At 69.9% G+C, this 20,826-nt stretch carries 20 protein-coding genes and 3 pseudogenes; 18 read left to right on the top strand and 5 right to left on the bottom strand.

Annotation, left to right across the window (positions count from 1 at the left end; all coding sequences use genetic code 11):
* The 5 genes from ABZU69_RS30670 to ABZU69_RS30650 are packed head-to-tail and all read left to right on the top strand — an operon-like array spanning nt 1 to nt 5,038.
* Nucleotides 1–975, top strand: a complete 975-nt coding sequence (locus ABZU69_RS30670) for an LLM class flavin-dependent oxidoreductase (protein ID WP_354967787.1) — start codon at nt 1–3, stop codon at nt 973–975.
* Between the two features lie 32 nt (nt 976–1,007).
* Entirely contained in the window at nt 1,008–2,579 is a 1,572-nt protein-coding gene (locus ABZU69_RS30665; RefSeq protein ID WP_354967786.1) for an AMP-binding protein, read from the top strand.
* Nucleotides 2,576–2,983 carry a PaaI family thioesterase gene (locus ABZU69_RS30660; RefSeq protein WP_354967785.1) on the top strand — a complete coding sequence of 136 codons (408 nt, stop codon included), beginning with the start codon at nt 2,576–2,578 and terminating at the stop codon, nt 2,981–2,983. Before ABZU69_RS30665 ends, ABZU69_RS30660 begins: the two co-directional genes overlap by 4 nt.
* A gap of 10 nt (nt 2,984–2,993) precedes the next feature.
* Complete coding sequence (locus tag ABZU69_RS30655; RefSeq protein ID WP_354967784.1) at nt 2,994–4,256, top strand: TetR family transcriptional regulator; 1,263 nt, start codon at nt 2,994–2,996, stop codon at nt 4,254–4,256.
* Nucleotides 4,256–5,038, top strand: coding sequence for an enoyl-CoA hydratase-related protein (locus ABZU69_RS30650; RefSeq protein ID WP_354967783.1), 783 nt, complete (start codon nt 4,256–4,258; stop codon nt 5,036–5,038). The genes ABZU69_RS30655 and ABZU69_RS30650 overlap by 1 nt, the downstream gene beginning before the upstream one ends.
* On the opposite strand, the gene ABZU69_RS30645 is transcribed toward ABZU69_RS30650, so the two are convergent.
* Nucleotides 5,025–5,432 (bottom strand): hypothetical protein, encoded by a 408-nt coding sequence (locus ABZU69_RS30645; RefSeq protein ID WP_354967782.1) that lies wholly within the window; start codon nt 5,430–5,432, stop codon nt 5,025–5,027. The genes ABZU69_RS30650 and ABZU69_RS30645 overlap by 14 nt on opposite strands.
* Before the next feature lie 199 nt (nt 5,433–5,631).
* Here ABZU69_RS30645 and ABZU69_RS30640 point away from each other — a divergent pair, with 199 nt between their 5' ends.
* From ABZU69_RS30640 to ABZU69_RS30620, 5 genes are read left to right on the top strand one after another with little or no spacing between them, the layout of a single operon-like run.
* Entirely contained in the window at nt 5,632–6,663 is a 1,032-nt protein-coding gene (locus ABZU69_RS30640) for a LacI family DNA-binding transcriptional regulator (protein ID WP_354967781.1), read from the top strand.
* Between the two features lie 43 nt (nt 6,664–6,706).
* Nucleotides 6,707–7,975: a sugar ABC transporter substrate-binding protein gene (locus tag ABZU69_RS30635; RefSeq protein ID WP_354967780.1), complete on the top strand. Its 1,269-nt coding sequence runs from the start codon at nt 6,707–6,709 to the stop codon at nt 7,973–7,975.
* A gap of 1 nt (nt 7,976) precedes the next feature.
* Nucleotides 7,977–8,939: a sugar ABC transporter permease gene (locus ABZU69_RS30630; protein WP_354967779.1), complete on the top strand. Its 963-nt coding sequence runs from the start codon at nt 7,977–7,979 to the stop codon at nt 8,937–8,939.
* Nucleotides 8,940–8,941: 2 nt separating this feature from the next.
* The gene (locus ABZU69_RS30625; RefSeq protein ID WP_354967778.1) at nt 8,942–9,790 is read left to right on the top strand and encodes a carbohydrate ABC transporter permease; all 849 of its coding nucleotides are present in this window, start codon (nt 8,942–8,944) and stop codon (nt 9,788–9,790) included.
* Between the two features lie 27 nt (nt 9,791–9,817).
* Nucleotides 9,818–11,359: a glucoamylase family protein gene (locus tag ABZU69_RS30620; protein ID WP_354967777.1), complete on the top strand. Its 1,542-nt coding sequence runs from the start codon at nt 9,818–9,820 to the stop codon at nt 11,357–11,359.
* A 207-nt stretch (nt 11,360–11,566) separates the two neighbouring features.
* On the opposite strand, the gene ABZU69_RS30615 is transcribed toward ABZU69_RS30620, so the two are convergent.
* Nucleotides 11,567–13,420 carry a xylan 1,4-beta-xylosidase gene (locus ABZU69_RS30615; RefSeq protein ID WP_354967776.1) on the bottom strand — a complete coding sequence of 618 codons (1,854 nt, stop codon included), beginning with the start codon at nt 13,418–13,420 and terminating at the stop codon, nt 11,567–11,569.
* Between the two features lie 62 nt (nt 13,421–13,482).
* Between ABZU69_RS30615 and ABZU69_RS30610 the strand changes: the two genes are divergently transcribed.
* Both ABZU69_RS30610 and ABZU69_RS30605 read left to right on the top strand, forming a co-directional pair.
* Nucleotides 13,483–13,839: a hypothetical protein gene (locus ABZU69_RS30610; protein ID WP_354967775.1), complete on the top strand. Its 357-nt coding sequence runs from the start codon at nt 13,483–13,485 to the stop codon at nt 13,837–13,839.
* Nucleotides 13,794–13,910: pseudogene (locus ABZU69_RS30605) on the top strand (IS701 family transposase); the annotation flags it as partial. The gene ABZU69_RS30610 and the pseudogene ABZU69_RS30605, both read left to right, overlap by 46 nt.
* A gap of 89 nt (nt 13,911–13,999) precedes the next feature.
* Here ABZU69_RS30605 and ABZU69_RS30600 read toward each other — a convergent pair.
* The gene (locus ABZU69_RS30600) at nt 14,000–14,233 is read right to left on the bottom strand and encodes a hypothetical protein (protein ID WP_354967774.1); all 234 of its coding nucleotides are present in this window, start codon (nt 14,231–14,233) and stop codon (nt 14,000–14,002) included.
* A gap of 263 nt (nt 14,234–14,496) precedes the next feature.
* Between ABZU69_RS30600 and ABZU69_RS30595 the strand changes: the two genes are divergently transcribed.
* Both ABZU69_RS30595 and ABZU69_RS30590 read left to right on the top strand, forming a co-directional pair.
* Nucleotides 14,497–14,829 (top strand): DUF6444 domain-containing protein, encoded by a 333-nt coding sequence (locus ABZU69_RS30595; RefSeq protein WP_354967811.1) that lies wholly within the window; start codon nt 14,497–14,499, stop codon nt 14,827–14,829.
* A complete protein-coding gene (locus ABZU69_RS30590) occupies nt 14,826–15,587 on the top strand; it encodes a transposase (protein WP_354967773.1) in 762 nt (253 codons plus the stop codon). The genes ABZU69_RS30595 and ABZU69_RS30590 overlap by 4 nt, the downstream gene beginning before the upstream one ends.
* A 36-nt stretch (nt 15,588–15,623) precedes the next feature.
* On the opposite strand, the pseudogene ABZU69_RS30585 reads toward ABZU69_RS30590, so the two are convergent.
* A pseudogene (locus ABZU69_RS30585) lies at nt 15,624–15,887 on the bottom strand (hypothetical protein); the annotation flags it as partial.
* 69 nt (nt 15,888–15,956) lie between these two features.
* Complete coding sequence (locus tag ABZU69_RS30580) at nt 15,957–16,496, bottom strand: transposase family protein (RefSeq protein WP_354967772.1); 540 nt, start codon at nt 16,494–16,496, stop codon at nt 15,957–15,959.
* 134 nt (nt 16,497–16,630) lie between these two features.
* Here ABZU69_RS30580 and ABZU69_RS30575 point away from each other — a divergent pair.
* From ABZU69_RS30575 to ABZU69_RS30560, 4 genes and pseudogenes are all read left to right on the top strand, one after another.
* Nucleotides 16,631–17,050 (top strand): annotated as a pseudogene (locus ABZU69_RS30575) (transposase); the annotation flags it as partial.
* Between the two features lie 356 nt (nt 17,051–17,406).
* Entirely contained in the window at nt 17,407–18,447 is a 1,041-nt protein-coding gene (locus ABZU69_RS30570) for a LacI family DNA-binding transcriptional regulator (protein WP_354967771.1), read from the top strand.
* Nucleotides 18,448–18,514: 67 nt separating this feature from the next.
* Nucleotides 18,515–19,798, top strand: a complete 1,284-nt coding sequence (locus ABZU69_RS30565; RefSeq protein ID WP_354967770.1) for an extracellular solute-binding protein — start codon at nt 18,515–18,517, stop codon at nt 19,796–19,798.
* Nucleotides 19,795–20,721: a sugar ABC transporter permease gene (locus tag ABZU69_RS30560; RefSeq protein ID WP_354967769.1), complete on the top strand. Its 927-nt coding sequence runs from the start codon at nt 19,795–19,797 to the stop codon at nt 20,719–20,721. The genes ABZU69_RS30565 and ABZU69_RS30560 overlap by 4 nt, the downstream gene beginning before the upstream one ends.
* The last annotated feature ends 105 nt before the right edge of the window (nt 20,722–20,826 follow it).

The raw sequence follows: 20,826 nt of genomic DNA, 5'->3' as shown, positions 1-20,826 counted from the left end.
ATGAAGTTCGGGTATCTGCTGGCCGGCCAGTTCCTGGAGGGCGAGGACCCGCAGGCCCAGCTCGGCCAGGCGCTGGAGCAGGTGCGGGCCGCGCGGGAGGCCGGGTTCGGCTCGATCTGGGTGACCCAGCACTTCCTCGCGGACTTCCAGTTCCTCCAGCCGATCCCGTTCCTCTCCCGGGTCGCCGCGGAGGCCGAGGGGATGTCCCTTGGCACCGCAGTGCTGCTGGCACCGATGTACCCGCCGGTGCTGCTGGCCGAGGAGCTCGCCACGCTGGACGTGCTCTGCGGCGGCAGGCTGATCGTCGGGGCCGGGGCCGGGTACCGCGAGGAGGAGTTCCAGGCGCTCGGCGTACCGCGGAAGGTGCGGGCCGGTCGGCTCGCCGAGACCGTGAAGCTGCTTCGACAGCTGTGGAGCGGCAAGCCGGTCACGTACAGCGGCAACGGCGTCGAGCTGAACGAGGCCCGGCTCCGGCTGCTGCCCGCGAACCGGGAGGCCACTCCGTTCTGGATCGGGGCCACCGGACCGAAGGGCGTCGCCCAGGCCGCGCGCATCGGAGACGAGTGGTTGGTGTCGCCCGAGTTGCCGATCGGCACGATCGTCGAGCGCCAGCAGTGGTATCGGGACGCGCTGCCCGAGGGCGTGCGCGCGGAGGACAAGCAGTTCCCGATCCTGCGCGAGGCGTACTGCGCGGCGAGCTACGACGACGCCGTGCGGATCGCCCGGCCGGCGCTGGAGACCAAGTACGCGGCGTACGCCCGGTGGGGTCACGAGGTCGGCTCGTTCGACGAGATGGCCCGGGACTCGTTCGTGCTCGGGGACGTCGATCGGTGCGTCGAGCAGGTCGAGCGGTACCGCGCCGAGGTGAACACGTCGTTCCTCGGCCTGCGGATGCAGTGGCCGGGGCTCCAGCACTCCGACGTGCTCGCGAGCATCGCGGCCTACGGCGACGTGATCGCGCGGTGCTCGCGGTGAGCGCGAGCGCGCCGGACTCTATGGGAGGTGTGATGACCCAGGACATGGCCGGGGTAACGATCGGCGCTCTGCTGAAGCGGGCGATCGAGCGGTCCGGCGACCGCGAGGCCTGTGTGGACGGTTGGCGGCGGCTGACGTACCGCGAGCTTTCCGCGGAAGCGGACCGCTACGGCCGGGCCCTGATGGCGCTCGACATCTCCTCCGGCGACCGCGTCTCGATCTGGATGGGCAACCGGCTGGAATGGGTCTGCTTCTACCTTGCGGCGGCCCGCATCGGCGCGGTGCTCGTGCCGGTGAACACCGGTCTCACCGTGGACGAGGCGGCGTACGTCGTCGGCCAGTCAGACTCGGTGATCCTTGTCGTCGGGGACCGGATCCGGGACCGGGACCTGGCCGCCGATGCGCTCGCGGTGCTCCGGGACGACCGGGTCAGCGCGCACACGGTCGTCGTGGCCGGGGAGGGCTGCCCGGAGGGGGCGCTGCCGCTGGACGATCTGCTCGCGCGGGCGGATGAGACCTCTGAGGCCGACCTTGCCGCACGGCTGTCCACCGTGGACGCCGACGACGTGGTGCTGATGCTCTACACCTCGGGGACGACCGGGTTCCCCAAGGGCGCGATGCACTCGCACAAGGTCATCCGGAACATGTGCGACGCCGCCGACCGGATGCGGATCTCGTCCGAGGACACGCTGGTGCTGTACCTGCCGCTGTTCCACGTCTTCGGCGCCGCGGCCCTGCTCAGCTTCATGTACGCGGGCGGCCGCATCGTGCTGCAGCGGTCGTACGACGTGGCGCAGACGCTGGAGCTGATCGAGCGCGAGCGCGCCACGGTTGTGTACGGCGTCGCCACCATGTACTACGACCAGCTGCAGCACCCGACGTTCCCCTCCCGGGACCTGTCCCGGGTCCGCCTTTGCCTCGTGCCGGGCACCGGCGACCTGATCCGGCTGGTCTCCGAGAAGATCAGCCCCGCCATCAACGTGTACGGGATGACCGAGACAACCTCGATCACCACGCTGGCGGGCATCGAGGACCCGTTCGAGCGGCGGGGAGACACGGTCGGGTACCCGCTGCCCGGGTTCGAGGTGAAGATCGTCGGGCCGGCCGGCGAGTCGCTGCCGGCCGGGGAGAGCGGCGAGCTGGTGGTCCGCGGGCACCCGGTGATGCTCGGCTATTACAAGAAGCCGGAGGCCACCGCGGCCGTCCTCGACGACGAGGGCTGGTTCCGCACCGGGGACCTGGCGGCGCTGACCGAGGACGGGTATGTGCGGTACGGCGGCCGGATCAAGGATATGTACAAGGTCGGCGGTGAAAACGTCGACCCGATCGAGGTCGAGACCGCCCTCCTGCGCCACCCCGCGGTCGCGATGGCCGCGGTCGTCGGCGTGCCGGACGCGCGGCTGGAGGAGGTCGGCGTCGCGTACGTGCAACTACTGCCCGGCACCAGTGTGTCGCCGGAGGAGCTGCGGGAGTTCGTGCTCGGACACCTGGCCCGGTTCAAGGCGCCGCGGCATATCCAGCTGGTCGAGGTGTTCCCGATGACGGCGAGCGGCAAGATCAAGCGGTACCTGCTGCGGAAGCGGTTCCTGGAGGCGCAGACGTGAGCTCGCTGGAGGAGCAGCAGGTGGAGGCATTCGCCCCGGGGCTGCTGCCGGCCCACCTCGGGATGACGATGAAGCGCTGCGGGGACGGCTCCGCGGTGGTCTGCCTGCCGTTCCGGGAGGTACACCGGCAGCACCTCGGCGTGCTCCAGGGCGGGGTCACCGCTACGCTCATCGATGTCGCGATGGCGTGGGCGGTCTCGTCGCTGATCCATCCGCGGTCGGCGCCGACGATCGACCTCAACGTGCAGTACCTACGGCCGGTCGTTGACGAGGATCTGGAGTGTGAGGCCACCGTAATCCGGGCGGGACGGTCCGTCGCCACCGCCCGGGCCGAGGTGACGACGAACACGGGAGCGCTCGTGGCGGTCGGTACGGGGACATTCTTGGTCAGGCCGTCGTGGTAGGACGAGCAGCATGAACATACGGGTAGCCACCGAGCAGGCTCCGCGGACGTCCCGCCGTGCCCTCGCGGAGGAGCAGCGCCGTCGCGCGATCCTCGACGCGGCGACCAGCCTGTTCGACGAGCGCGGGTTCCACGGCGCCACCACCGACGACATCGCCGAGGCGGCCGGGGTCACCAAGCGCACGCTCTACCGGTACATGTCGAGCAAGGAGCAGATCCTCTTCGAGATCCACGACCGTTTCCTGAACCGGACCGTGTTCGAGGAGGTCACCGGGGCGGGCACAGCGGTGGAGCGCTTCGAGCACATGCTCCGCACGCACGTCAACGTGGTCGCCAACCACACGCAGGAGATCCGCGTCTTCATGGAGGAGCGGAAGCACCTACCGGAGGATAAGAAGCAGGAGATCTACCGGGGACGCGACACGTACGAGGCCGTGCTGCGGGACATCCTCACCGACGGCATGGAGTCTGGCGTGTTCGTGCGCGGGGACGTAAGGCTGCTCGCACAGGGCGTGCTGGGCGCGCTCACCGAGATGTACCGCTGGTACCGGCCGCGGCGGAACTCCCGGCCCGACGCCATTGCCCGCGTGGTGAGCGATCTGTTCCTCCGCGGCCTGCTGCCGCCGGGCGCCGACACCGCAGGCGAACCGGCGAGCTGGGTCGAGGGCGTGCCCGAGGTCGGGTCCACCGCGGACTCCGACGAGCCGATGGCTCGGATCATGCACGCGGCGACCGAGCTGTTCAGCACCCGTGGCTACCACGGCACGGCCACCCGCGAGCTCGCCGACGCGGCCGGACTGACCAAGGGCGCGCTGTTCTATCACGTGGGCCACAAGGCGGAGGTGCTGTTCGCGATCCAGAGCGCGGTCGTGGAGGAGGGCATCGCCATGCAGGGCGCGGTGCTCGACACGCCCGGCTCGGCCGCGCAGACGCTCGCCCGGATGGTGGTGGGGCACTTCCGGATCCTGCACAACTACCACCACTCAATGGCGGTGGTGAGCGAGGAGCTGAAGTACCTCGACCCCGAGCCGAAGGCGGCCGTGATCGCGCGGCGCGACCGCTACACCGCGGGGATCCAGGAGCTGCTGCGGGTGGCCAGGGAGGCGGGGGAGCTGCGGGTCACCGACGACCGCGTCGACACGCTGACGATCCTCGGCATGCTGAACTCCACGTACCGCTGGTATCGGCCCGGTGGACGGCTCTCCGCTGACGCGATCGGCGTGCAGCTCAGCGATCTGCTGCTGCACGGGCTGCTGGCGGGGGAGGCACGCTGATGGTCGAGGTGAAGATCGAGGGCCGCTGCGCGTGGGTGAGCCTGGCGCGGCCGGACCGCCGCAACGCGGTGGACCGGCACATGGTCGCGGCGCTGCGGGAAGTCTTCGACGACATGGCGGGCCACGAGGACGTGGACGCGCTCGTGCTGCGCGGCCTCGGTCCGAGCTTCTGCGCCGGCGGGGACATCGCGGAGTTCCGGGAGCTGGGCGAGCTGGGCCCGGCCGAGTGCGAGGCGGTGTTCGCGGGGCATGTCGCGATGCTGGACGCGCTGGGGTCGCTGCCCCAGGTGACGGTCGCGGCGGTGCACGGCGTCGCGGCCGGGCTCGGTGTCTCCCTGGTCAGCCGCTGCGACCTGGCGGTGGCTGCGAGCTCGGCGCGGTTCCTGCTGCCGGAGCTGGCGATCGGGGTCGTGCCGTCGCTCGTGCTAGTGGACGCGCTGCGGGTGATGCCGGACAAGCGTGCCCGGGACTGGCTGCTCACCGGCGGTCAGCGGAGCGCCGCGGAGGCTCTCGCCGCCGGGCTGCTCAGCCGGGTCGTCGAGGACGCGGACCTGGCGGCGGAGGTGGACCGTATCGTCGCGTCGCTCGGCGGCACCTCACCGGTGGCGCTGCGGCGCACCGTCGCGCTGCTCGGGGAGGTGGCGGACGCCCCCGCGGATGCCTGGGGCGCGATCTCGGCCCGGGAGGCCGGGGCCGCGATGGGCAGCGCCGAGGCTCGGGAGGGCGTCCGGGCGTACCTGAAGCGCCGCCCACCCCGCTGGGAGGACGTCAAGGCCGGCTGACACGTTTACCGGGGCTGAATCCGGCGGTGTCCCCAGGTCGGGTTTCCGCGGCGAGTCGCAGCACCAGCTCCCGCACTTGCTGGTCGACCGGTGGCCGGCCGGGCCGGGCGTGCGGGTAGGTCCAGTGCGAGATCAGCTGTCGGTGCCAGCGGAGCAGGGTCGCTGGGGTGACGAAGAACGCCGCCCAGAGCGGGCGGGGCAGCAGCCGCGACAAGGCGGCCAGGACCACCCCGTCGGCCGGTTCGAGATCGGGGCGGTGCACCTCTCGGCGTAGCACCGCCACCTGGTGGCGGAGTACAAGTATCTCGACATCCTTGGCCCCGCCATCGCGGACGATCTGGGTCAACATCTGCAGGACCTGCCGAAGCAGCAGGTACAGAAGGGACGCGGTCATGGCCGCCATCGTGTCGGCCACGCCGGCGGCGAGCATGTGCCGAACCGCAGGTCAGCCGATGTAACCCAATTCTCGAGCCCCACAGGGGCAGGCCTCCTCGCACGGGAGATTGTGGACCCGAGGGTTGTGAACTTCGTCGCGGCTGCCTATGGTCGCCTGAAACCGGTTTCTGTGAGGCCGGTTACGGATTGAGGGAGCGATGGGCAACAGCCGTATGACGGTTCGCGAGATCGCCAGGCTCGCCGGCGTCTCCGTGGCGACCGTCTCGCGCGTCTCCAACGGCACCGGCCAGGTCTCGGAGGAGATGCGGCGACGGGTGCTAGAGGCGATCGAGAAGCACGGATACCGCCCCGACCACCTCGGCCGAGCCCTGGCCGCCGGCCGGCACGGCGCCCTCGGTCTGGTCTTCCCCGGTCTGTCCGGCCCCTACTTCACCGAGCTGATCCAGGGCTTCGAGTCCGAGGCGGTGGGGTCGCGGGCCAGCGTGCACATCCTCTGCACGCACCTGCGCTCCGACTCCGACGACCAGGTGCTGGAGATGGGCCGCCGGGTGGACGGCGTCGCCGTCATGGGTGGCACGATCGCCGACGGGGCGCTGCTCCGGCTCGCCGGGATGGTCCCCGTGGTGGTGGTCGCCGGCGAGGGGCCCGGCGACATCCCCTCGATACGCGCCGACAACGCCGGCAGCATGCTGGCGCTCACCCGTCACCTGCTCGCCGACCACGACCTGCGCGAGCTGACCTTCGTCGGCAACCCGGCCGGCTCGCCCGACGTCAACGAACGCTGGGCCGCCTTCCGGCGGGCGCACCACGACCTCGGCATCGAGCCGCCCAACGAGCCGGTCGCGGTCAGCATGCAGCAGGCCGACGGGTTGCTCGCCGCCGACCAGTTGCTGGGCGGCGACGCACCCCGGCCCGCCGGGGTGGTCTGCGCCAACGACGAGATCGCCCTCGGCGTGCTGGTCGGTGCGCTCGGCCGGGGCCTGCGGGTGCCGCAGGACCTGGTCATCACCGGCTTCGACGACGTGCCGGCCGCCGCCCTCGTCACCCCGTCCCTGACCACCGTCCGGCAACCCGTACGCGAGCTCACCGCCGAGGCGGCCCGGCTGATCCTGCGTGCCGCCGACAAGCCCGGCGACACTCCTGCGGGCAGTCTCGTGCTGCCCACCGAACTCGTCCTGCGCGGCAGTTGCGGCTGCTCGGCGCCTCCGACCGGAGGTACCGGCAGGTGAGTAGCTCACACCCATCGAAACCACCAACCTCCGGAGGTACGAGATGAGAAGTAGGCGGTTAACCGCCGCGGCCGCGGTCGTCCTGGCCGCGTCGGTCGCGCTGGCCGGTTGTGGCCGTGACTCGGGCGGCGGCCAGGACGAGGCGAAGTCCGTCGGCGCGGGAAAGGCGAGCGGGGACATCACCGTCTGGGCGATGGGCACCGAAGGCGAGAAGCTCGCCGAGTTCGCGAAGGAGTTCTCCACCGAGAACCCCGACGCCAAGGTCTCCGTGACGGCGGTGCCCTGGGACGCGGCGCACCAGAAGATCGCGAGCGCCATCGCCGCGAAGCAGACGCCGGACGTGTCGATGATCGGTACCACCTGGCAGGGCGAGTTCGCCAAGACCGGTGCGCTCGACCCGGCCCCGCCGGACCTCATCAAGAAAGACGACTTCTTCCCCGGCGCCTGGGACACCACGATCGTCGACAACACCTCGTACGGCGTCCCCTGGTACGTCGAGACCCGGCTGATCTACTACCGCAAGGACCTGGCCACCAAGGCCGGGTTTCCCGACGGCCCGAAGTCGTGGGACGACCTCAAGGCCATGGCCAAGGGCATGAAGGAGAAGGCCGGCGCCAAGTGGGGCCTCAACCTCCAGCCCGGCAAGACCGGCAGCTGGCAGTCGGTCCTGCCGTTCGCCTGGTCCAACGGCGCGGACGTGGCCAGCGCCGACAAGCTGAGCTTCGACACCTCGGAGATGACCGAGGCGCTCGCCTACTACCAGTCCTTCTTCAAGGAGGGCCTGTCCCCGACCGCGCTGCCGGACGGCTCGCTCGAGCCCGGCTTCGTCAAGGGTGAGATCGGCTCCTTCATCTCCGGCCCATGGCACATGGGCATCGTCGAGGAGCAGGGCGGCGCCGGCTTCAAGGACAAGTACGCGGTCGCGCAGATGCCGACGAAGAAGTCGTCGACCTCGTTCATCGGCGGCAGCAATCTCGCGGTCTTCAAGGATGCCAAGAACCGCGACGGCGGCTGGAAGTTCGTGCAGTGGCTGAGCCGGCCCGAGGTGCAGGTCAGGTGGTACCAGGCGGTCAAGGACCTGCCCGCGGTGCAGTCGGCCTGGAACGACCCGACGCTGTCCGGCGACACGTTCCTGACCACGTTCGGCCAGCAGCTCAAGAGCGCCAAGGCGCCGCCGGCGATCACGACCTGGGAGCAGATCGCGGCTGCCTTCGACCTTGAGGCCGAGAAGCTGTGCAAGCAGAATGCGGACCCGGCCGCGACCGCCAAGGCGATCCAGGAGAGAGCGAGCGCCATCGGGACCGGGAGCTGACATGGCCGCCGCCCCCGCGGCGACGGCACCGGCGCGACCGGCCGGGGCGACGAGCCCCGACCGGCCCGCCGGGTCGGTCCGGCGGCGGCAGCGCCTGCAGCGGGCGCTGACCGGCTGGGCCTTCTCTGCGCCCTTCACCGTGTTGTTCCTCGTGTTCATGGCACTGCCGGTGGTGGTCTCGCTGCTCATGAGCTTCACCGACCTGCGCTCCACCGACCTGCGCCACCCGCTGGCCGTCAACGTCGTCGGCATCGACAACTACACCCGCCTGTTCTCTGATCAACTGTTCCTGCGCTCGTCGGTCAACACCCTGGTCTTCGTCGTCATCGGCGTGCCGCTGACGATGGTGCTGGCCCTGGCCGCCGCGACCGCGCTCAACTCCGGGCTCGTACGCTTCCGCGCGCTGTTCCGGGTCGGCTTCTACCTGCCGGTCGTGACCAGCATCGTGGCGATCGCGGTGGTCTGGCGCTTCCTGCTCGATCCCGAGATCGGGCTGGTCAACAACCTGCTGCGCCTGGTCGGGGTCGACGGGCCGAACTGGCTGTACGACACCACGCTCGCGCTGCCGTCGCTGATCGTCATGGCGGCCTGGCGCAACTTCGGTTTCCTGATGGTGATCTTCCTGGCCGGACTCCAGGCGGTGCCGGCCGACCTCTACGAGGCGGCGACGCTCGACGGCGCGACGCGGTGGCAGCAGTTCCGCAACGTCACCGTGCCGATGCTCCGGCCGACGCTGCTCTTCGCCGGGGTGATCACCGGCATCGGCTATCTCCAGTTCTTCGAGGAGCCGCTCGTCATGACGCAGGGCGGCCCGCTCTCCTCGACGCTGTCGGTGTCGTTCCACATCTACAACCAGTTCGGCTTCGGCAACTACGGCTACGCGGCCGCCGCCAGCTACGTGCTCTTTCTGGCGATCGTGGCGCTGTCGGTCGTGCAGTTCCGCCTGCTGGGGGAGAGGAACTGACGATGGCCACGAAGGACACCACCCTGCGTACCCGCGATCGGGTTGCGAAGGCCGCGCTCTACGCCGTCCTGCTCCTCGGGCTACTCGCCGTGGCCGGACCGTTCCTCTGGATGGCATTGTCATCGCTCAAGCCGGAGCGGGAGATCCGCGACGTGCCGCCGACCTGGTGGCCCGAGACGGTCACGCTCGACAACTTCCGTGGGCTGTTCTCCCGGCTCGACTTTCCGCTCTACTTCTTCAACTCCGCACTGGTCGCGACGCTGGTCATGGTCGGCAACCTGCTGTTCTGCTCGCTCGTCGGGTACGCATTGGCCAAGCTGCGGTACCCCGGCAAGCGGGCGCTCTTCCTGGCCGTGCTCGGCATGCTCATGGTGCCCGGCATGGTCACCTTCGTCCCGCAGTTCGTGCTGGTCAGCAACATGGGCCTGACCAACACGTACGCCGGCCTGATCCTGCCGTTCCTCGTCGGACCGTTCGGCGTGTTCCTCATGCGGCAGTTCCTCCAGTCGATCCCCGACGAGCTCATCGAGGCCGCCAGGGTCGACGGCGCCGGCGAGTTCCGGATCTTCTGGCGGGTGGTGCTTCCGCTGTGCCGGCCGGCACTGGCCACCCTCGGGATCCTCACGTTCCTCGCGTCCTGGAACAACTTCCTGTGGCCCCTCGTGGTCGCCACCACGGAGGACAAGTACACGTTGCCGGTCGCCCTCGCGCTCTACAGCGTCGGCGAGAACGAACGCAACTACGGGCTGCTCCTCGCCGGCGCGGTCGTCGTGGTGCTCCCGGTGCTCATCGTGTTCCTGTTCCTCCAGCGGCACTTCCTGCGCGGCATCGCGACCACCGGAATCAAGTGACCATCCCCGAACCAGACAAGGAGACCCATGCGACGCCTTCTCGCACCGCTGCTCGCGCTGGCACTCGTGCTGGCAGGCGGCCCGGCCGCCGTCGCGGCACCCGGCGAGCGCGGCCCCGACCGGGCACTGCTCCGCTACGCCACGGACACCTGGCGGTCGATGGCCGCCATGACCGACCCCGGCACCGGCCTGGTCGCCGACAACATCACCGGCGACCTTGCCGCCGGCGGCCGCGCCACCTACACGTCCCCCACCAACATCGGCGGCTACCTGTGGTCTGCGGTGGTCGCCAGTAGGCTCGGCATCATCTCGCGGGCCGAAGCCCGCCAGCGGATCGCCAGGACCCTCGACACGCTCGCCCGGCTCAAGCATCACACCGCGTCGGGCATGTACTACAACTGGTACGACCCGCGAGACGGCTCGGTCGTCACGGTATGGCCCGACAACGGCGACCCGGTCTATCCCTTTATGTCGAGCGTGGACAACGGCTGGCTGGCGGCCGCGCTCAACGTGGTCAAGGGCGCCGTGCCGGAGCTGCGCGGCAAGGCCGACGCGATCCTGCGAAAGATGAACTTCGGCTTCTACTACAACCCGGCGGCGTCGACGCCGTTCGGGGCCAGCGGCCTGATCGCCGGCGGCTTCTGGGACGCGCCGCCCCCCGGGTGCTCGCAGCAGCGCGACGGCGTCTGGTTCACCTGCAACCACTACGACATCACCGTCACCGAGCCGCGCATCGCGACGTACCTCGGCATCGCGATGGGCCAGATCCCACCGAAGGCCTACTACAACACGATGCGCACCCTGCCGGCCACCTGCGACTGGAGCTGGCACGAGATGCAGCCGGTCGGCTTCGACACCACCTACGAGGGCGTGCCGGTGTACGAGGGCGCGTACCGGTACCGCGGCATCCAGTTCGTACCCAGCTGGGGTGGCGACATGTTCGAGGCCCTGATGCCGGACCTGTTCGTGCCCGAAGCGCAGTGGGCCCCCAACAGCTGGGGCCGCAACCATCCCGCGACGGTCGCCGGCCAGATTGAGCACGGGATGAACGACGCCGGGTACGGATACTGGGGCTTTTCCCCGGCGAGCGACCCGGCCGGCGGTTACCAGGCCTGGGGCGTCGACGCGATAGGCATGGACACCGACGGCTACCCGTCCGACATGGAGCGCTCGAAGTACGACGCCGGGTTCGGTGACTGCCGCCCAGCCGGCCCGGACCCCGACTACGGCGACGGCGTGGTGACCCCGCACGCGGCGTTCCTCGCCCTCCCGTACGCCAAGGCAGCGGTCGTCGACAACCTCGCCCGCCTCAGGGCCAACTTCGACTCGTACGGTCCCGGCGGCTTCTACGACGCGATCGCGGTCGGCAGCGGCACCGTGGCCAAGCGCTACCTCTCGCTCGATCAAGCCATGATCATGGGTGCGCTCGGCAACGAGCTCGCCAACGACCTCCTGCGCCGCGCGTTCGTCTCGCCACAGTTCGAACGCCGGATCCGTCCACTGATCGCACAGGAGACCTTCAACGTGCCGGCCAACCAGAGCCTTCCACAGCTGCGTGGGGCCGCCTGACGGCGCCGGAAAAGGTAACGGTCGACCTGCCCAACCCGTCGCGGTGCAGCGAAGTAGGGCCCACGGCCACGCGCCGTAGGGCGCTACTTCCGCAATCGAGCACGATCCTTCGAGTGGTCGGCACCGCGGGAGCCGAGCCGAGGCCGGCCGGTCCGCGGACCTGGCTGCCCGATACCCCGGCCGACGACGCACCGGGGTGGGCAGGGATCAGGCCCCGGGGACCTCCACCAGCACCGCGCCGGGCTGCGGCAGGTCCAGCTCGATCACCGCCGCTCCAGCGTCTGTGGAGGGCTGCACCTTCTCCGCCGCGACCTGGTCGGCGGCGCGCAGCGCGGCCCACTGCTCATCGGTCGGCCACTCGGCGACGCCCAACCGGTCGGCGAGGGTGGTGATGTCACCGTGCTCCCGGTCGAGCCGGGAAACCAGGGCGGGCCGTCCGGCCGCGCCGTCGATGACCAACCGGATCCGCCGGGCCAGCGCCGGGTCTCCGTCCCGCTTGCCCTGGTCGAGGGTGGACACCCAGACCAGGATCGCCAGGCTGCCGTCGCCGCGCCGGCTGGCCCAGCTCTGCACCAGACCGTCCGCGCCGTCGCCGGCGGCCCGTACCGGCAGTTCGGTCTCGCCGAGTTGCGCGAGCATCCGCAGCGCGTGGTAGCGCGGCTTGGCGATACCGCCGACAGTGAGCAGGCCGAACCCGCCGTGCAGCAGCCTCGGCGGCCGGCCGAGTTCCTCGAAGTGATCGCTGGCCACCCAGTAGGACAGCGCCTCGACCCTGCCTGCGGCCGACCGCATGCCGGTGAGCAGGAACGTGGCGGCCGAGGTACCGTCGCTGATCGGGTGGAAGTGGGTGGGGGTGACGCCCCACTCGGTCCACAGGATCCGCGCGTCGGGGAAGCCGAGGCGGGCCAGAGTGGGCCGCAGGTCCAGCGGCGGGCTGCCGTACGTGTGGGTGGAGACGAAGTCCACCGGTGCGCCGGACCGTACGGCATGCTCCAGCAGCGCGTCCACCCAGCCAGCGGCCGCCGACGAGGGCCCACCGACCGGGATCCGCGGGTCGACGTCCTTGACCGCGCGGGCGGTCACGTCGTACAGCCGCATCCATTCTTCGTGGCTGCCGCTCCAGAAGACCTCCAGGTTGGCCTCGTTCCACACCTCGAAGTCCCAACCGAGCACCTGCTCGCCGTACCGGTCCAGCAGGTGGGTCACCAGCGCCCGAACGAGCCCCGACCACCGGTCCCAGTCGCGCGGCGGGGAAATGATGCCGCGATAGTTGAAGACGGTGCGGTCCGGATCGCTGGCCAGATCGCGGGGCATGAACCCGATCTCCACCACCGGCGTCATTCCGACGCCCAGGAGTAGATCGTAAATCTGGTCCACGCGGCTGAAGTCGTACACCGGCTCGCCGTCGACCTCGCGGTAGACGCCGAGGTCGTCGTGCAGGATCGCGTGCGCCCGCACGGCGGTCACGCCGATCTCCTCGCGTACCCGGCGGAGCGCGGCCAGCAGTTCGATGCCGATCTCCCGGCCGCCTGAGTGGTCCCGGCAGAGCAGTTGGGACAGCCGCTCGCTGCCGATCATCGGCTGCCAGGGACGGTGCAGGGTGGTGCCCGGGGCGTCCGCGTCGAGGCGCAGCGTGACGGTGCCTGGTTCGCCGGCGCCGGGCAGGGCGGCCGCCGTGACCGGGTCGCTCAGCGCGCTGGTCACGGTCACCTCGGGTACGGCAGCCACCGCATACGCATACCGCTCGCCCGGCGTGCCGGTGGTGTCGACGTACCAGGTGTCGGGAACGGAGAGCACGTCGCCGCCGAGGTGGTCCAGCGGGGTGAACGGGCCGGACACCCGATCGCCATCCAGCGTTGCACGATGCACCAGGTAGCCGACCGTGCCGTCGACGGGATGCCAGGAGAGGCGGACGTGTCCGCGGCCGGGGGTGGCGGTGAGGCGGGCCGGTGGTGGTAGGTCGGGTAGCGCGGCCGTGTCGCCTTCGTCGCTGCGGCGGGCGATGCGGGCTTCCCAATCGGTCCGGGCGTCGGACGGCTGGGGTCCGCTGGTGTTCGTCACCGGGTACCTCCTGGCGGTCTTGATTGAACCGGTTCGACGAATGTAACCGGTTACCGTCCGTCGTGCGATCCCGCTACCCGCCGCCGGACGACCCCGCGGCGCTGCATGCCGCCCTGAACGACACGCTGGTGTTCGTGTCCAGCGACGGCGAGGCCGCGCGGGTGTTCGTCCACCACCACAACGTCCTCGACGCGGCCACGCGGACCGGGGTCGGGCACGTGGTGCTGCTCAGCGGCCTCGACGCGGATGTGACCTCCCCGTTCTGCTACGCGTACACCAACGGCCACACCGAGCGGCTGCTCCGCGCCTCCGGCCTCCCGTACCCCATCGCGCGCCGGCCTCTTCACCGAGTTCCTCGTCGGCCTGATACCGGGCGGTGTGGGACGCCGACGTCGTCCGCGACGACCTGCGGCAGCTGATCGCCGACCGGTTCGGTGGCCCGAACGCGGTGCTGGTGGTCGATGAAACCGGCGATCTGAAGAAGGGCACGCCATGGTGATGACTCGCACGAGCTTCAAGTCGCGCATGTCGTCGCGGACCTCGGCGAGGACCAGCCGCCGAGGTTATAGAAAAAAATGCTCACCTGGCGTTGGCAATTCGATTGTCCGCGGCGATCCAGTTCGTCTCCCATGTCTTCCCGCCGTCGTCTGAGAAGGCCTGTTCGGACCTCGCCTTGTCCGGCCCCTGCCGGAAGATGAGGAAACGCGCCCTGATCGCGCGTCCCCCGAGCTGGTCGTCGCCGTAGAACTCGCCCACACCGTCGTGGAACCCGCCATGCACGGACGGGGTGAGCAGTCCATCGCGGAGGTTCACGAAGGTCAGGCTCCAGCGCCCCGGCTGGGGCTCATAGAGCCGCAGATTGAGGCCCTCGATCCTTCCGTTCGGCCCCGAGACCGTAAGCTCGACGACATTCGCACGCCGGTCCAGCAGTGACGTGATCTCAACAAGAATCCGGGTGACCGGATAGGTCGTTGGCCGCCAGAGGTGTCCATGGTGGAGGCTGGTAGGTTGGCGGATCGTGTTCGCCGAGTCGCCGCAGCCGCCGTCGTATGACGAGTTGCTGGCGTTTGAACGCGGTGTTGGTGGCCCGGTTGGAGCAGGCCCTCGGCCGGATCGCCGAGTTGGAGGCCCGGCTGGGTATGTCGTCGAGGAACTCGTCGAAGCCACCCTCGTCGGATGGCCTGGTCAAGCCCGCGCCGAAGTCGCTGCGGAAGAAGACCGGTCGGGGACCGGGACGCCCGCCGGGGCAGCCCGGGTCGACCTTGGAGCGCGTCGCCGTGCCGGACGTCACGGTGCGGCATGTCCCGGCGGCGTGTGCCAGCTGCGGTGCCGGTCTGGGTGACGACGCGACGCAGGTGGGAGTACTGATCCGGCAGGTGTTCGGCATTCCGAGCCGAGACTGGTCGTGACCCAGCACGAGATCATCACCGTGGCTTGCCCGTGTGGGCACCACACCCAGGCCGGCGTACCTGCGCAGGCGAGCGCGCCGGTGGCGTACGGGCCGCGGATCGCCGCCCTGGGGGTGTACCTGCTGCACGGGCAGTTCCTGTCGATCGGGCGCACCGCGCAGACCCTGGCCGAGGTGTTCGCCGCGCCGGTCAGCGCGGGCACCGTGGCGTGCTGGGTGAAACGCGCCGCCCTGGGCGTCATCGACACGGTCCTACCGGTGATCCGCGACCGGATCACCGCGGCGCCGGTGGCGCATTTCGACGAGACCGGGTGGCGCACCGCCGGTGGGCTGGGCTGGTTGCACTCCGCGTCCACCCCCACCGATGTCCTGTACACCGCGCACCCGAAACGGGGGACCGCGGCGATGAACGACGCCGGGATCCTGCCCGTGTTCACCGGGATCGCCGTGCATGACGCGTGGGCGCCCTACGACACCTACACCCAAGCCACGCACGCCCTGTGCAACGCCCACGTCCTGCGCGAACTGGTCTACGTCGTGGACAACGCCGACACCCTCATCGCCGCATACGCCCAGCAGGCAATCACCGCCCTGCTGGAGTTGAAAACACTGGCCGACACCGCCGCCACCACCGGCACGGCCCTCGACGCGGCCGCCACCACCGAACACACCCACCGGCTGCGATCCGCCGTCGTCCTCGCCGCGAACGCCACCGCGGGCGCCGGGGAACAGGCTGTCATCGGCCGGTGCGGTGCGTAGGGTCCGGCGTTCGGTGCGACCGTGTCCGCGGTCGTCGTCGACGTGCGTGTGGTCGGCGAACTCGGTGTCGGTACCGCGTAGCAGCGCCTGGGCGGCCTGGTAGGCGAGGGGCTGATTCCCCTTCAAGACCAGAAGGTAGTGGGCGTCGAGGACCTCGGTGATCAGGCGGGCGGTCTTCTTCGTCGTGTGCAGTGTGTCCAAGGTCAGCATCATCCCGGCCACATCGAGGGGTGCCAGCAGGTCGGCGACCACCGTGTTCTCGCCGCGTTTGTCCGGGACCTGGCGTTGGCCCAGGATCACGCCGCCGTGGTGGGTGATCGACGCGACCAGGAACACCTGCCCGGTCGGGGTGCGGGTCCCGCGCAGGAGTTACCCGTCGACCGCGGCGGCGGGCAGCAGCCCGGCCGGCCGCGGGTGGGTCACCGCCCGCTGCTCGGCCCGGCGCTGCTCCCGTTCGAGGGGTCCCGCGGTGGCCGCGATGACCGGGACGGGCGCATCGCCTCGCACGACGTCCGCGGCGTATCCGCAGGTCGCCGTATCGAGGGCGTCACCGTCCAGACCGGCCAGGACCCGGCGGAAGGTCCGTTCGCTGGGCACGGTGTACCGGCCGAGCAGCGGGTCGAACCGGGCCCCGATCCGGTGCAGGACATCTTGCGGGGTACCCGCCGCCCACTGCCGGATCGCCGCCACGGAGTCGTTGCCCACCACCAAGGTTGCGCACGCGGTCAGGACCAGGATCACCACGAGCCGGTGGCGAAGACCCCGCAGCCGGCGCGGGTTGGGTACCTGCCCTAGACGGTTGAGCAGCGATGACGGCACCGACAACGGGTCCGTGGCAAGTTCGGCCTCCCAGAGGGCCAGATCCGCGAGGTGGTCAACAGCAGGGCTGATCGGGGAAGATGAGGACACGAGCGCGGCTCCTGAAACGATCTTCTGGCGTAGGCACCCGAAAGATCATCAGAAGTCGCGCTCGTCCCACAACTCCACCCCCAAAACGTGAACAGACCACCGCAAGTCGGCACAACGCCGGGGCCGTGGCCGACGGCTCAGTCATCAGCGAGCTGCACCGTCAGCACCGGGCGACCGAGTTCAAGAAATTCCTGATCACCATCGACAAGAGCGTCCCGGCCGAGCTCGACGTGCACCTGATCTGCGACAACTACGGCACCCACAAAACGCCGGCAGTACGTGCCTGGCTGGCGAAACACCCGCGGTTCCACATGCGCTTCACCCCGACCGGCTCATCATGGATCAACCAGGTCGAACGCTGGTTCGGCTTCCTTACCGACCAGAAAGTCCGCCGCGGAACCCACAAAAGCGTCCAGGCCCTTGGAGCTGACATCCGATCCTGGATCGCCGACTGGAACAGCAACCCCCGACCGTTCATCTGGACCAAGACCGCCGAAGAGATCCTCGAATCACTCGCGCGATTTTGTAGGCGAATTTCCGGCGCGGCACACTAGCCGCGCCAGGCCGAGACGACCCTCCGCAAGCCGGATGACCTCGGACGACACCCGATTCCGACCGGCTTGCCGAGAGTTCACACCGAAGGCGTCTATCTCGTTGTAGTCGGACACAGTGGTCGTCCTCGCGCGTCGAAGGGCTCAGTTGCCAGCCGCCGGTCGACGCGTCTGGGTCGCGCGGCGGCCGGCCCTCGGCCGGGTCTACCGGTGATCTTCTCTCATGATCAGCACGGCATGGTCACTGATTGTGATCGGAACGACCTATTGATCCGTCTGCTAAACCGGTCTAGCATTCCCCAAACCGGTTTAGCGACAGTGGTGCTCCGCGCTCTGGCGGGTACGGGAAGGAGGCCGAGTTGGTCAGCCGAGACCGGCCGACAATTACCGACGTCGCCCGTGCCGCCGGGGTCTCCAAGGGAGCGGTTTCCTTCGCCCTCAACGGCCGGCCCGGGGTGGCCGAGGAGACCCGCCAGCGCATCCTGGCGACGGCGAAGGCGCTGGGTTGGACCCCGAGCCACCGTGCCCGGGCCCTGTCCACCTCGCGGGCGTTCGCCGTCGGCCTGGTCCTGGCGCGCCCGCCGGAGTTGCTCGGCGCCGACCCGTTCTTCCCCGCCTTCATCGCCGGCGTGGAACGAGTCCTGGTCGAGCGGAACCAGGCGCTGGTCCTCCAGGTCGTCCCCAGCCAGCGGGCGGAGGAGGCGGGCTACCGGCGTCTGGCCGCCGATGGGCGGGTGGACGGGGTCTTCCTCCTCGACCTGCGGATCGCCGATCCCCGGATCGCCCTGCTGGAGGAGCTGCGGCTGCCTGCCGTCACCCTCGGCCGTCCCGACGTTGCCAGCCCGTTCCCGGCGGTGCTCGTCGACGATCGGCGGGGGATCACCGCCGCTGTACGCCATCTGGTGGAGTTGGGGCACCGGCACGTCGCGCACGTCGCCGGCCCGGACCACTTCCTGCACGGGAGGGCGCGGCGGGAGGCCTGGGAGAACGCGCTGCGGGCCGCCGGGTTGTCGCCCGGGCCGTGCGTGCCCTCCGACTTCTCGGCGGCCGGTGGGGCCGCAGCCACCCACCGACTGCTCGACCTGGCCGAGCCGCCGACCGCGATTATCTACGCCAACGACGTGACGGCGATGGCCGGCATGGCTGTGGCCCGGGAGCGTGGCCTGGACGTCCCGGGCCGGCTCTCGGTCACCGGCTTCGACGACACCGAATTGGCCGCCCACATCAGCCCGGCGCTGACCAGCGTCCGGACGGATCCGTCCGGGTGGGGCGGCGCCGCCGCCCGTACCCTGCTCAACCTCATCGACGGCGACGGCGGCGCGGATGTCGAGATGCCCCCCGCGCAGCTCGTCGTTCGCGCCTCCACCGCCGCACCACCCCCACCACCCCCACCGCCGTGACCGGCCGGCCGGCGTCGCGCCGGCCCGGCCGGTCGATCGTCACGGCAGTCGAGATCGGAGACCCATCATGAAACGGACCGTCCCCGCCGCGTTGCTCGTGCTCTCCCTCGGCCTCACCGCAGCCTGCAGTGACGGCGGCTCCGACGCCAAGGCCGACTCCTCGGCCAAGGGGCCGATCACCATCTGGCTCTCCAACAACAAGGAGGAGTTGGCCTGGGGCACGGCGATGGTCGAGGCGTGGAACAGCCAGCACGCCGACCAGAAGATTACCGCCCAGGAGATCCCGGCCGGCAAGTCCTCGGAGGAGGTCATCGGCGCCGCGATCACGGCCGGGAACGCCCCCTGCCTGATCTTCAACACCGCGCCGGCCGCGGTGCCGCAGTTCCAGAAGCAGGGCGGGCTGGTCGCGTTGGACGACTTCGAGGGCGCCAAGGGCTACATCGAACAGCGGTCCGGTTCGGTCGCCGAGCAGTACAAGTCGCCGGACGGCAAGTACTACCAGATGCCCTGGAAGGCCAACCCGGTCATGATCGTCTACAACAAGGCGATCATGCAGAAGGCCGGTGTCGATTCGGAGAACCCGCCGCTCGGCACGTACGCGGAGTTCCTCGACACGAGTCGGAAGATCAAGTCCTCCGGCGCCGCGCAGGCGGCCATCTACCCCTCGCCGACCAGCCAGTTCTTCCAGTCCTGGTTCGACTTCTACCCGCTGTTCGTCGCCGAGACCGGCGGCAAGCAGCTCGTCGAGGACGGCAAGGCGCAACTCAACTCGGCCGAGGGGCAGCGGGTCGCCGACTTCTGGAAGACCCTCTACGCCGAAGGACTGGCCCCGAAGGAGCAGTACAACGGTGACTCCTTCGGTGAGGGCAAGGCCGCCATGGCGATCGTCGGCCCGTGGGCGATCGCCGTCTACGGCAACAAGATCAAGTGGGGTCTGAAGCCGGTCCCGACCTCCGCCGGCAAGCCCGCCGCCGAGACGAAGACCTTCAGCGACGCCAAAAACGCCGCCATGTACTCCTCCTGCCAGAAGCGGGGCACCGCCTGGGAGGTGCTGAAGTTCGCTACCAGCCAGGAGCAGGACGGCGCGCTGCTGAAGGCGACCGGCCAGATGCCGCTGCGGACCGACCTGACCGCCACCTACGCGGACTTCTTTACCCAGAAGCCCGCCTACCGCGACTTCGCCGACCAGGCCGGGCGCACCGTCGAGGTACCGAACGTGCCGAACTCCATCACCATTTGGCAGACGTTCCGGGATGCGTACTCCGAGTCGGTGATCTTCGGCAAGCGGCCGGTGGCCGACGCGTTCGGCGACGCCGCGCAGAAGGTCGACGGGCTAGCCGGCCAGCGATGAGCGCCCGCCTCACCCGGGGTACGCACCAGCACCCCGGCCGCCGACCGGTGACGGCCCTGCTCGGCCGTCACCCGGTCGGGCTGGCCCTGACCGCGCCCTACGCCGCGTTCATCGTGCTGGTTTTCGCGTACCCGCTCGGGTTCGCCGTTTGGATGAGCTTCCACGACTACTTCTTCGCCGCGCCGGGAGCCCAGGTCGAGCGTCCCTTCGTTGGGCTGGAGAACTACCGGGCCGTGATCGGCGACCCGGGGGTCCGGCAGGCGTTCGGCAACATTCTGGTCTTCCTGCTGATCAACGTGCCGCTCACCGCCGTGCTGGCGCTCACGCTCGCCGTGGCGCTCAACCGGTCCATCCGGGGGCGCACCTTCCTGCGGGTCGCCTACTACGTGCCGTACGTGACCGCCAGCGTCGCCGTGGTCGGGGTCTGGCTCTTCCTGTTCAGCTCGGACGGCCTGGTCAACAGGGTCCTCGGCCCGCTCGCCCCGGACCCGTCCTGGCTGGTCAACGAGACGCTCGCGATGCCGCTCATCGCGGTCTTCGTGGCCTGGAAGCAGCTCGGCTTCTTCATCCTGCTCTACCTCGCCGCGTTGCAGACCGTCCCGAAGGAGCTGTACGAGTCGGCGGCGGTGGACGGGGCGACTGCCTGGCAGCGGTTCCGCTCGGTGACGGTACCGGCGGTCCGCCCCGCCACCACCCTGGTGGTGATCCTGGCGACCATCACCGGCGCGAACCTCTTCACCGAGCCCTACTTGCTCACCGGAGGCGGCGGCCCGAACGGCGCCTCCACCTCCCCGGTGCTGCTGATGTACCAGCGCGGCATCGAGCAGGGCGCCCCGGACGTTGCGGCGGCGATCGGTGTGCTGCTCGTCGTTGGCGTCGTCACCGTATCGATGATCAACCGTCGACTGCTGGAGAGGCCCTGACATGTCGACCAGCACCCTCGGCACACCCGCACCCACACCCGCACCCACACCCGCACCCGGAGTCGCGTCCGCGTCCGTGGCACGCCGTCGCCCCGGCACCCTCCG

Source organism: Micromonospora sp. NPDC005206, assembly GCF_040608175.1.
Lineage (GTDB): Bacteria > Actinomycetota > Actinomycetes > Mycobacteriales > Micromonosporaceae > Micromonospora.
Note: the sequence above shows the minus strand (reverse complement) of the source record. Positions and strands in the feature narration are given on the sequence as shown.